This window comes from Providencia heimbachae ATCC 35613, assembly GCF_001655055.1.
GTDB classification, from domain to species: domain Bacteria; phylum Pseudomonadota; class Gammaproteobacteria; order Enterobacterales; family Enterobacteriaceae; genus Providencia; species Providencia heimbachae.
In genome coordinates, this window is record NZ_LXEW01000025.1 from 21,429 (window position 1) to 33,168 (window position 11,740).

10 protein-coding genes are annotated in these 11,740 nt (G+C 37.2%); 6 read left to right on the forward strand and 4 right to left on the reverse strand.

Annotated elements, in window-relative coordinates; all coding sequences use genetic code 11:
• The first annotated feature begins 137 nt into the window (after positions 1-137).
• A complete protein-coding gene (narL, locus tag M998_RS08505; RefSeq protein WP_068908431.1) occupies positions 138-794 on the forward strand; it encodes a two-component system response regulator NarL in 657 nt (218 codons plus the stop codon).
• Positions 795-1,139: 345 nt separating this feature from the next.
• Here the strand turns inward: narL and M998_RS08510 are convergent, their stop codons facing one another.
• The 3 genes from M998_RS08510 to M998_RS08520 form a co-directional block, all read right to left on the reverse strand.
• On the reverse strand, positions 1,140-1,781 hold the full coding sequence (locus tag M998_RS08510; protein ID WP_068441627.1) for a carboxymuconolactone decarboxylase family protein: 642 nt from the start codon (positions 1,779-1,781) through the stop codon (positions 1,140-1,142).
• A 465-nt stretch (positions 1,782-2,246) separates the two neighbouring features.
• Positions 2,247-3,416, reverse strand: coding sequence for an iron-containing alcohol dehydrogenase (locus M998_RS08515; RefSeq protein ID WP_068908434.1), 1,170 nt, complete (start codon positions 3,414-3,416; stop codon positions 2,247-2,249).
• Positions 3,417-3,722: 306 nt separating this feature from the next.
• Positions 3,723-4,646 carry an AraC family transcriptional regulator gene (locus M998_RS08520; RefSeq protein WP_068440078.1) on the reverse strand — a complete coding sequence of 308 codons (924 nt, stop codon included), beginning with the start codon at positions 4,644-4,646 and terminating at the stop codon, positions 3,723-3,725.
• 427 nt (positions 4,647-5,073) lie between these two features.
• Between M998_RS08520 and M998_RS08525 the strand changes: the two genes are divergently transcribed.
• The 5 genes from M998_RS08525 to M998_RS08545 all read left to right on the forward strand — a co-directional run bounded on the left by M998_RS08525 (position 5,074) and on the right by M998_RS08545 (position 10,739).
• Positions 5,074-5,520 (forward strand): cupin domain-containing protein, encoded by a 447-nt coding sequence (locus M998_RS08525; RefSeq protein WP_068440075.1) that lies wholly within the window; start codon positions 5,074-5,076, stop codon positions 5,518-5,520.
• Positions 5,521-5,840: 320 nt separating this feature from the next.
• Positions 5,841-6,455, forward strand: a complete 615-nt coding sequence (locus M998_RS08530; protein ID WP_231906696.1) for an NAD(P)H-dependent oxidoreductase — start codon at positions 5,841-5,843, stop codon at positions 6,453-6,455.
• 85 nt (positions 6,456-6,540) lie between these two features.
• Positions 6,541-7,185 carry an NAD(P)H-binding protein gene (locus tag M998_RS08535; protein WP_068908436.1) on the forward strand — a complete coding sequence of 215 codons (645 nt, stop codon included), beginning with the start codon at positions 6,541-6,543 and terminating at the stop codon, positions 7,183-7,185.
• A gap of 750 nt (positions 7,186-7,935) precedes the next feature.
• The gene (gene yghU / locus M998_RS08540; RefSeq protein ID WP_068440069.1) at positions 7,936-8,775 is read left to right on the forward strand and encodes a glutathione-dependent disulfide-bond oxidoreductase; all 840 of its coding nucleotides are present in this window, start codon (positions 7,936-7,938) and stop codon (positions 8,773-8,775) included.
• Between the two features lie 689 nt (positions 8,776-9,464).
• Positions 9,465-10,739: a cytosine permease gene (locus tag M998_RS08545; RefSeq protein ID WP_068908438.1), complete on the forward strand. Its 1,275-nt coding sequence runs from the start codon at positions 9,465-9,467 to the stop codon at positions 10,737-10,739.
• A gap of 375 nt (positions 10,740-11,114) precedes the next feature.
• Here M998_RS08545 and M998_RS08550 read toward each other — a convergent pair whose 3' ends face one another.
• Complete coding sequence (locus M998_RS08550) at positions 11,115-11,513, reverse strand: MerR family transcriptional regulator (protein ID WP_068908440.1); 399 nt, start codon at positions 11,511-11,513, stop codon at positions 11,115-11,117.
• Positions 11,514-11,740: the final 227 nt, after the last annotated feature.

Consider the following 11,740-nt stretch of genomic DNA (forward strand, 5'->3'; position numbering starts at 1 on the left):
AATAAGGGGTAGATATTTAGGAGTAGTACTGAGGTGGCATATTTAATTATGCGTAATCCATTAACAATAGAAACAGAGTAATTAATATACATCGATTTTCTCTTCGCCATCGCTTAATACACAGGAGTTATTTATTAATGAAAACTCAAGATATCGCCATCGAGCAATCAACTATTTTGCTAATTGACGATCACCCCATGCTAAGAAATGGTGTAAAACAGCTTATTAGTTTAGAACCAACACTTAGAGTCATTGGGGAAGCGGATGATGGTGCAACCGGAATTAAGATTGCAGAAGAATACGACCCTGATCTTATTCTACTCGACTTGAATATGCCGGGGATGAATGGATTTGAAACTCTTGATAAACTTAGGAAGCTCGAACTCTCTGGTCGCATTATTCTTTTTACTGTATCTAATTTTAGTGAAGATTTAATTAATGCATTAAAAAGAGGAGCCGATGGCTATTTATTAAAAGACATGGAACCTGAAAAATTAATTACCGCACTAACAGAAGCAGCAAGTGGCAAGATGGTTGTCAGCCCGGCTCTCACTTCCGTGCTGGCTGAATCGCTCAGAAATAGCCGACCTAACAATGATAATAACCTTTCCGGCTTAACACCGAGAGAATCTGATATTTTAGATCTTATCTCTCAAGGGCTATCAAATAAGATGATTGCCAATAAATTACAAATAACTGAAAGCACCGTTAAGGTACATGTAAAACACTTATTGAAAAAACTAAATCTAAAATCTCGAGTAGAAGCCGCAATATGGGTATTACAACAAAAATAGCGTATTTTTCAGCGCCTCCGTTATCTTATTTCAATAATAACGGGAGGCTAATAAAAAAAATTTTTAGGTTAATGCATCTAACCAAGGCTGCTGTTTAGGGTATCGTCGCCTATAACCATAAACAGACACTGTGGCAAATAAAGTAGTGAGTGAGCCTCAGTAACAACATATTTTACTTAGCATATAAATCACTCAAACTTTGCAACAGTTCTATTTTTTCTCAATGGTATTTAGACCTAAAAATTGAGATATCGGTTTTGTGACGGTTTAATCACCAGATAACTGACTTTTGTTACTTGAGCTTAATTTTAACTTTGAATATATGATTCAATAGTGAGTGACATCTTATTTTTTTAAAATTTGTGAAAGTGCAGCCTGAGTACGATCAGCACTTTCGATACTCACTTGTTTAGCTAATACATCAATTAAGGTGCGTAATTGATTTTCAGTGAGCTTTATATTCATACCAATATTAATATGGGCTTTTAATTGGGGCTCTGCACCATTAATCACCGCCAACATCGCTATTGTGGCAATTTCACGATCTTGCCAACTTAAATTATCTCGTGCAAAAATATCGCCGAATAGGTGGGTCTTTAAATAGTTATCAATAGCGGGTGCAAAATCAAATAATTTACCACTTACGGGCTCTCCTGCTAATTTAGTTTGGTTGGCAGTACCGAGTAATAATAATTCATTTCCCATTGGGATTGGCGCGCTGGGTGCTGGACCTTCCTTATCGTTAAGACCTTTTTGCTGACGTTCTTCCAATATTGACATGAAAATACCGAGAGCATTTATGCTGCGAGGAAACCCAGCATAAGCATAAACTTGTGTCAGAATTTCTTTAATTTCATTAATCGTTAGGCCAACATCCAGTCCATGATTTAACGCATTGTTGAGATGATGTAAATCACCCACGGCGGCAAAGGCGGCTATCGGAATAATAGCTTGTTGCTGTTGAGTGAGCAGTTGTGTTTGATTCATGGTAAACGCCTCTGTGTGTTGAGATGATCTAGCAGCTTGTATGAATGTCATCGGCATCAATATTGTGCCCAATGAAACATAAAAAATGATATTAAAAAAATTTTTTCGAGACATTATTTCCCTATTATTCATTTCGATGAGCTTAATCCTAATAGGGTGTATCCGTAACTTTTTTCATCCAAATCATATGATTACCCTCATCATTTTGTATGGTGAATACCCTATGTATCATTACCGTATCAGGTGAACAAGAAAAGAGCGGACTAATTTATACTGCCCCCGTAAAGACGTCTTGGACCAAATTGAGGCACAGAGGTCCCCGCTAGAATTGTTTTTTTGTGCACTAATAATGCTTGCAGTACCCACAGGGGCTACTAAATAGTACTGCCATAAATAAATTCAATTTTATCAATAGCGTATTCATTGTGAGCCCCTTTTCGTGATAAATTTTTTACGTCGCTATATTCAGAAGCAATCTTCTAAAATATTTTGAATTTCTTCAGGTGTTATTTTTCGATACCCTTTGCCCAGAATAATAGTGGAGGCGGCAATTTTAGGCAGCATTTCTCGGGTTGCGCCCAGTGCTTTGAGCGAGGTTACGATACCACACTCTTTAATGAAGGCTTCTAATGCATCAATACCCTCAAGGGCGATTTGATCTTGAGTTTTTCCTTCAGTGGATATTCCCCAAATTTGTGTCGCGAAGCGGACAAATTTCTCAATACCAAATTTATAAATTAAGCGGTAGTAGGGCAATGATATGGCAGCTAATCCCATACCGTGCGCGCAGTCAGTGTAAGCCCCTAGTTGATGCTCAATCATGTGCACTTGCCAATCTTGGGTCTTTGATAAGCCTGTAAGCGTATTCAGTGCCAGTGTGGCGTTCCACATTAAATTACTTCTGGCTTCATAATTTGTCGGATTTTTCAGAGCTACACGTAAGTTATCGATAGACGATTTCAGTAAGCCCTCAATTAAATAATCACTTGTGTTAACACCTTGGTCGGAAAAATACTGCTCCATTAAATGCGACAGCGTATCGAATACGCCACTGAGCATTTGATATTGAGAAACGGTAAACGTATATTCCGGATTTAAAATTGAAAATTTAGGATAAACACTGGCAGGAAAAACGCGACCGCCCTTATATTTTGTCTCTTCATGCGTGATCACAGAACCCCCATTCATTTCAGAGCCGGTGCCTACCATGGTCAGAATTGAAGCGACGGGAACCACTTTATTATCCACATCCTGATATTCGACCCAGTATTTTTGAAATGGGTCTTGTCCTTCACAATAGGCGGAGACCGAGATACCTTTGGCACAATCGATCACAGAGCCGCCGCCGACAGCGAGAATAAGACTGACATCATGCTCACGAACGAGTTGGGCGCCTTCCATCATTTTTTGGTAAGTGGGATTTGGCATTACTCCGGATAGCTCGATGACTTTTTTACCTGCCGCGGCGAGAATGCTCATGATATCGTCATAAAGGCCATTGGATTTGATCGCATTGCGACCATATACCAACATCACGGTTTCACCATATTGAGTTAATTCGTTATCTAATTGAGTGAGTGAACTCTTACCGAAGTGGATAATCGTTGGATTGTAGTACGTAAAATCGAATTGCATTTTATTATCCTTGTTACAAGGTAAAGTGCGCAGACCCGATGGCGTGCAAACGCGCACTTTTTTATACCTGCTAGATGAATTCAAAGAAGACACAACCAGACTAGAGTGTTCAGACAGGAAAAGAAATGTCTGATCCTCGCCAATTATTGCCTATTTTTCCAAAAATAAAATAAGGAGAATAGGAGTTGATGGTGTTACCTGAGAGGATAAAAAGATAAAAATCCCCTATTATCTTTTTAATAAAGTGGGATCTTGAATTTTGGTGAGGTCAGCAGTATTTTCTCGTTTTACTTAGACGGTTCATTGTCATGAGGAGTTTTGGACGAATTCTGTATTTTTGAGTATTTTAATATCTTTTGATGGCGGTGCACCAAACAAACGGCTGTACTCTCGACTAAATTGAGATGGACTTTCATAACCCACGAGAAACGTCGTTGTCACGGCATCTAAATTTTCAGTAAGCATTAAGCGACGAGCTTCACTTAAGCGAAGTTTTTTTTGAAACTGCAGGGGAGTCATGGACGTCATCGCTCTAAAATGAGTATAAAAAGCCGATTTACTCATGCCCGTTTCTGTTGAAAGTTCACTGATGCTGAGTGGCTTAATAAAATTGGCTTTTAGCCAGTCAATCGCTTTTGATATTTGATGACTATGACTCCCAGCAGTAACGAATTGATTTAAGCGAGCCCCTTGTTCTGTCATGAGAAGACGGTAAAAAATTTCGCGTTTAATCAAAGGAGCCAGTATGTTAATACTTTCAGGGTGGTCGAGTAGCCCCATCAGCCGAACAAAGGCATCGCGTAATGATCCCGAGAGTTCACCCACTGCGATCCCTTTCTGTGCTTCTTTATTTTGGTCAAAGGGTAACCGACTTTCGGTAATTAATTGTGAGATTTCCGGTAAGTCTAATTGTAATATGAGGCCCAAGTAAGGTTTTTCTTCCGTCGCGTCCATTATATTCGCAATGATGGGAAGGTCGATGGATGAAATGAGAAAATGGTTTGTATCATAAATAAAACTGTCTTCACCCAGTAGTACACGTTTTTTACCTTGTGCGATAAGGCAAACACTGGCCGTGTGCGTATAACTTGTCGGCGAGGTGGGTGATAACCAGCGACTGAGCCTCAACCCGGGGATTGCTGTAGTAAATTGATGAGTATTTTGGGTCCATTTTTCAATTTGTTCAGCGAGTTTTGTTGTTGTGGTGTCCCTGAATTTTGAATATTCCATATCAACTCCATGGAAAGTTAACGTATTTATTTATAGTAGGTATTGCATTTTAATATAACGATAAATGAAATTAAAGTCTGGATTATTTTTAAATATCGTCAAAGCCAACATTTAATGTTGCATTATGAAAACAAGACGAACTAACTAAATTTATTAATATTAATCAAATAATTATAATATTTACTAATAAGGTGAGCTTGAAAAAGCACACAAAAAAATAGTCGATATATGGAAAAATAGGCAAGTATTCGCAATGAATAGGCTAATGTGATTTTTCAAACACGTGTAGACTAATCAAACAGTTTCAAACGTTGTTAACGTCATATAGGGTGATCACCAATAATAAAGGCTTGTGGTCATGGTTTAGAACCTATTCACGTTCTCTCCTCTTTATGATGCAAACAAATCCAAATTTATTGGAGTTATTATGAATAACAAAATTAATGTACTCATTCCCGAACAATTAAAAGCCCACGTATTTAATGGTTACGGTATTTTTCCACTTGGCGAAGAAAACATTGCTTATGCGGATTATTTTACTGGTACCAGCTATTTATCTTTACTAAATAAAGAGAGCCTCGTTATCGCAAATGTGACTTTTGAACCTGGCTGTCGTAACTTTTGGCACATTCATCATAAAAGTGGACAAATTTTGTTAGCAACAGGAGGCCGTGGTTGGTTCCAAGAGGCGGGTAAATTGGCTCAAGAATTGAATCCCGGTGATGTCGTTCATATAGCGCCTGGTGTTAAGCATTGGCATGGTGCAGCAAAAGATAGCTGGTTTTCTCATGTCGCAGTAGAAGTTCCAGCAGAAGGATCAAGTAATGAATGGCTAGAGCCCGTTTCTGATGATGAATATAACCAATTAAATTAATGGGGAGCATCTGAAATTGGTTTTAATTTTTATCTGTAATGTGTGGAAGAATAAACATTTTATAGCCGGATGCGAAATAGTGTGTAGATGAGGGTTATTTAATAACTCTATTGGAATGTATTTTGATAAAAATATCAGGACCAATAATTTACCTTTATTTTCACGAGCGATATTAGAAAGTACGTATCACCTATCATTATGTAAAAGCCGCTTTATTCTGTATACGTTCAGTAAAATGAAAATATAACCTGCCAAAGTAAATAATATTATATTCAGTTTATGGCGGGATATTATTTAATGATTAAATAGGATGTTCAATCATGTTATTAAACCGTGACCTAAAATTAAATATGATCCTAGTCATATTGCTACTGTGTTGCTTTTCTATCATTAATCGTGCATCAGCCGCCGATGACAAACCGCGTAAAACTGCAATAAAAACATTACTCATTGTGTCTCACCCTTATCCAGAAAAATCAGTAATGATTAAAGGGCTACAGCAAGCGGCTGAAAATATTGAGGGTGTGACTGTTCGTAACTTAGAATTGCTTTATGGCTTTGATACTCGAGCTATTGATGGAAAAGAAGAGCGTGCGATAACACAACAACATGATCGCATTGTATTTATGTTCCCTACTCATTGGTTTAATATCACCCCAATGATGAAGGCATATTTAAATGAGGTCTGGGGTAGCGTGGGACCGGGATTGTGGCAAGGAAAAGAAATGTTGGTTGTATCCACTGCCGCAGGAGGCAGATCCACTTATGGAGATTCAGGGCGCATAGGTATGGATCTAGACGAAGTATTCACTTCAATGAAAGCAAGTGCATTACATGCAGGGATGATTTATTTGCCTCCTTTAGTTTTTCAATCTGTTTCGGCCTCAAAACTACCTGAATATCAGTTGCAACTCATTGAGCGTTTAGTGAAGTAATTTTTTTGACTAAAAAATTCGTCAATATGTGCATTGTTGTTAATTGGCTTAACTCGGAGTTTGATATTAATAAAGGATAAATTTCATGAAAAATGTAGTGATATTAGGTGCTAATGGGCGTACAGCCAAAGAGATTACCTTCCGGTTATTAGAACAGAACGATGTCAATCTGACGCTCGTACTACGTCATGCTGAACGTTTGAATATTCTCCCAAACAATAGGATTAAAATTATCGAGGGAGATGCAACAGATCCGGATGCACTGCAGAAGGCTATCAGAGGTCAGAATATTGTTATCAGCGCCATGGGAGGAATGGATCTCGGTGATAAAATGAAAATAGTTGTTGATACCATGGAAAAAATGAAAGTGGCGCGTATTATCGCTATTAATGCCGGAGGTATATATGACGAACTCCCTGCACAATTTAATTCATGGGATAAGATGATGGTGGGACATACTCGGTCTACGAATCTGAAAGCGCCCGGTGTTATTGAAAAATCCACACTTGAATACACTATTTTACGCCCCGTTTGGTTGACCAATAATACTTCAGAGGAGTTTCAGTTGACAAAAAAAGGTCAAACTTATCTAGGAACGGAAACCTCACGTGCGAGCCTTGGACGATTTGTGGCTGATATAGTGAAATCGCCCTCACTTTATATCAACGAAAATCTTGGTATCAGTCGACCCCATACTGATGGAGACAGACCTGCGGCATATAGGATGTGATTGTTATAAAGGATATGGTAGTAAAAACTGAGCCTCTTTTTACTTTTGATTATTCTTAATGATGACTAGCCATTTCAAATAACAATATTTTGTACTAATTATCGACTAGAGCTTACTGAGCCATCAAGGTATTTTAAATTTTTAGCCCATCACTAACAAATAGTAAAGCGGTGAGTCAAAGCCTCACGCTCGGTTAACATATCACTGACGTTGATATAATCCATGAGTATTTGGTTATCTCACTTAAAACCATTAGATGTGGTTATTGGCTATAAAAACAGATGAGCAGTTTGACTTTTTACTAACATATCATTCTCCGTAACCTACTTCTTTTGGCTAAGACTGATATACCGAAATATCAGCACCACCATAACTAATATTACTCATATGCTTTCAATGTATAAAATGAAGTCCAAGAAATAAGTGCCAACGTTCACAAATCATTCACATTCTTTTTTTATTTGAATTGGCTATATGCACAACCCTATTGTTAACAGTTTTTCCGCAATCCCCCATTTACCTGCATTTATAATCGTTACTCAATTAGATATTTACCTTTAGTTACTATATAAATGACAAGATTACCCATTTGGAGGCACAATGAAGGTTGTGCGCATAAACAAAGCATCCGATAAAAATGATGCATTCAAAATGGTAACTGATTCGTGCTACTTTGTTAAAGCGCCCAAAAATATCATTAATTGAATAATGAACAATTGGCTCTTATTCACAAATGTAAGGAGATACCCCATGGCAGACTCAACGTATATTCCCCCTAAAGTATGGACTTGGGATCAAGGCAACGGTGGTAAATTTGCCAATATCAACCGTCCCATTGCGGGTGCGACACACGAAAAAGCATTGCCCATTGGTAAGCACCCACTTCAGCTTTATTCTTTAGGAACCCCTAACGGACAAAAAGCGACCATCATGCTTGAAGAGCTTCTTGCGCTGGGTATTAAAGAAGCCGAATACGATGCTTGGCTAATTAATATTGGCGAAGGGGATCAATTTAGCTCGGGATTTGTTGATATCAATCCTAACTCAAAAATCCCTGCATTAGTGGATAGAAGTGGCTCTGACCCTATCCGAATCTTTGAATCCGGTTCGATACTCATTTACTTAGCCGAGAAATTTTCGGTATTTTTACCCACAACACAGCCAGAAAGAGCGGAAACACTTTCATGGTTATTTTGGCAAGTAGGTTCAGCACCTTTTGCTGGGGGTGGGTTTGGTCATTTTTACGCCTATGCCCCAGAGAAATACGAATACCCCATTAATCGTTTTGCAATGGAAACCAAACGCCAATTAGATGTGTTGAACCAAAGGTTAGCAGATCATAAATATATCGCTGGAGATGACTACACGATTGCGGATATGGCAATTTGGCCTTGGTACGGTGCATTGGTAAAAGGTTGGCTATATGATGCGGGCGAATTCTTATCTGTACATGAATATCCGCATGTTATTCGCTGGGCTGATGAAGTCTTTGCTCGTCCAGCAGTTCAACGTGGCCGCCGAGTGAATCGTTTACAAGGTGAACCCTCTGAACAAGTCAAAGAACGTCACGATGCAAGCGATATTCGTTAATTGATACATTTATAGATATAAATAGAAGAAGTGATCGTCTAATTGGTCACTTCTTCTATTATTAATAACTCAATATAATTTACCTTATTGTAGTGGGCTTATTTTTTACAATGTGATTTTTAATCAAAGATCATTACAAAATTAACAATTTTAAAACTATTGATCTGATTGATATCACATATTTGATTAATTTATTTTTTTCTATTTTGATTTATTAATTTATTTTCATGATTTATCACCAACTCAGTCCTAAACGGATGAAAAAAATCCGATTAATCATGCGTCTGCGCACAGAAAAGTGCATTTATCAAAATTAATTCAACAATCAACCACTCTATTGATGAATAGTTTTTAAGTGGATTCTTTTTATCCAAAATAATTGTTATGCTTAATTCAGCGAAATAAACAAACAATAGAACATATCTTTTATTATTTTTCATTTAAGCCAGAGGATTTAATAGTAAAAATAAATAATAGTTATTAACGCTATATTTTTTATTTAGTTCATCTCTAAAATATATTCCGATTTTTTGTATATAAAATACCTACTATGACTCAATAATTGATTGCGCAGTTTATCTAGCTTGTGCGGTCTGGCAGTCTCCTTTTACAAAATAAAAATATCATTATTTTGTCATTGGAATTTATCGGTATTCCCGTCGTTATTAATTAAAACGAGGTTTATCTGTATGTTAAATCAAGAAAAAGAAAATGTTTTGTTAGATTCAGAGTTCGAACATACTGCCGTACCGCTAGAACACCGTAAAAGTTTTGCTTCCGTCTCTGCGGTTTGGTACAGCTTCCCACTGGTTTTAACCAGTGCCGTTATTGGTGGTGTTGTTACTGCAATGCTCGGATTCAAAATGGGGGTTGCCGCTATTTTAACGGGCAATCTACTACTGTGTTTAATTATCGGTTCATTAAGTTATTTAGCGGGAGCAACTGGAGAGAACTTCGCTATTTCAGCTAAAAGAACATTTGGTCAGCGCGGTTATGTCATTGTCTCTGGTTTATTAGCCACCGTCGTCATTGGTTGGTTCGCTTTAATGGTCGGCTTAACTGGCGATATTATGTTTCGTTCATTTGGCCAAAATTTATTAATAATGACCTTATTAGGTGGTGTGCTATATGTAGCTGCAACATTTATTGGTATTAAAGCATTAGCAATTTTAGGTTATATCGCCGCCCCGTTATACGTCATATTAGGGCTCACAGCTGTTTACTTTGCAATGGAAAATGGTTCTTCTGATATTATTAACTACCAACCTGCTATCGGTGCTGGCGTACTTTCATTTGGCGTCGCGGTCACAATGATTTTCTCAACTTTTACGGATTCCGGCACCATGACTGCCGACTTTACTCGTTGGGCTAAAAATGGCAAACAAGGTTTCCTTGCCGCTTTCACCGCATTTCCTATCTCTAAGTTCTTTGCCGAAGTCATCGGCGCAATCATTGTTGCAACAGGTGTTATTTTACACCCAGAAGTGACTGGTGGTGACTTCATTACTATTCTGGCCGATGCAGGCCCACTATTTTCAGTATTAGCGATTATTCTTGTCTTTGTTAACTTAGGCGTAGGTTGTACGCACTGCTTATATAATGGTGCTGTGGGTTGGTCACATATTACCAATGGTAAGATGAGAACATTAACCATTATTCTTGGTGTCATCGGTATTATTGTCGCATTAACAGGTGTTTGGAATGCATTCCAAACTTGGCTAAACCTTCTTGGATTAATTGTTCCACCCATTGCCGCGATTATTATCATGGATCAACTGATATTAAAAAGAAAACATGACGAATCAAAAAAATGGCAACCATTGGCTTTCACTTCTTGGATACTCGCCTCATGTATCGCTTTAGTTGTTAATGCTTATACCCCATACCTTTCGGTGGTAGTTGCAGGGTTGGTTTCATCTTCGATCATCTACTTTATTGGCCATCAGATCTGTAAAAACAAATAAAAAACTAAAAAAAAGAGGGGCAAATATAATTTTGCTCCTCTTTGTGGTTTATCACCACAAAAGGGTAATTCAGCCTTAAGTTTTTCATCTATAGGTTAGGGGCTGTTGATCTTTACTGCTTATTTTTACAGCATAAAAAAGCAATAAAAAACTAATTAAACTAAGGTTTATATTGATTATTAACAATAATCACTGCTTCAACTAAAAAAGGACATCAAAAGCTGCCCTTCGGGTTCGATTAAAGAACGTTTCACTCATTTTATTCTACGTTGAGTGGCTCTTGCTTAGTTCACTAAGCGGCGAACCTCTCGCCTTGCCTAAAAGGTCTTTAATTCGAATAAAAATTGACCTTCAAAGATCAACAGCCCCTAATAACTAAATTTCTTTAGAGAGTAAATTTTTTATTATTCCACATTTATCATTAATTTCTATTTCTGCACTGTGATCCTGAAGTTGCATCAATTCTTTTTCCAATCGCGTTAATTTTCTAATGTTTTCCCTCACCATTAATAAGTGACGAAGAATAACTTCTTCAACTAATTCGCAATCATCTTTTTCATTATCAACAAGCTCTAATAATTTTTTTATTTCACGGTGAGACATATTAAAATTTCGACAATTTTTTATAAATCTTAATCGCTCGATATGTTTTTCACTATAACTGCGATAATTATTCGCGCCTCGATTTGGCGCAAGCATCAACCCTTCTTTTTCATAAAATCGTATTGTTTCCCGTGGAATTTTAAATAAATTAGAAACGTCACCTATTTTCATATTCTATTACCTAAAAGATAAATCAAGAAGCACGCTATTGATCAAATAACTCTATTTTTCTAACTATTAGATATTGACCCATTTTCTGACATTAAAATAATTTTAAACGTTACCATCATCGGAAGGTCAATAAAAATAATCCAACAATCTACTTTAAATTAGAATAATGATAAAATACAGTGAGATAAACAAGCAGATTGCTTAATTAAAATTTGCTTCTAATACAT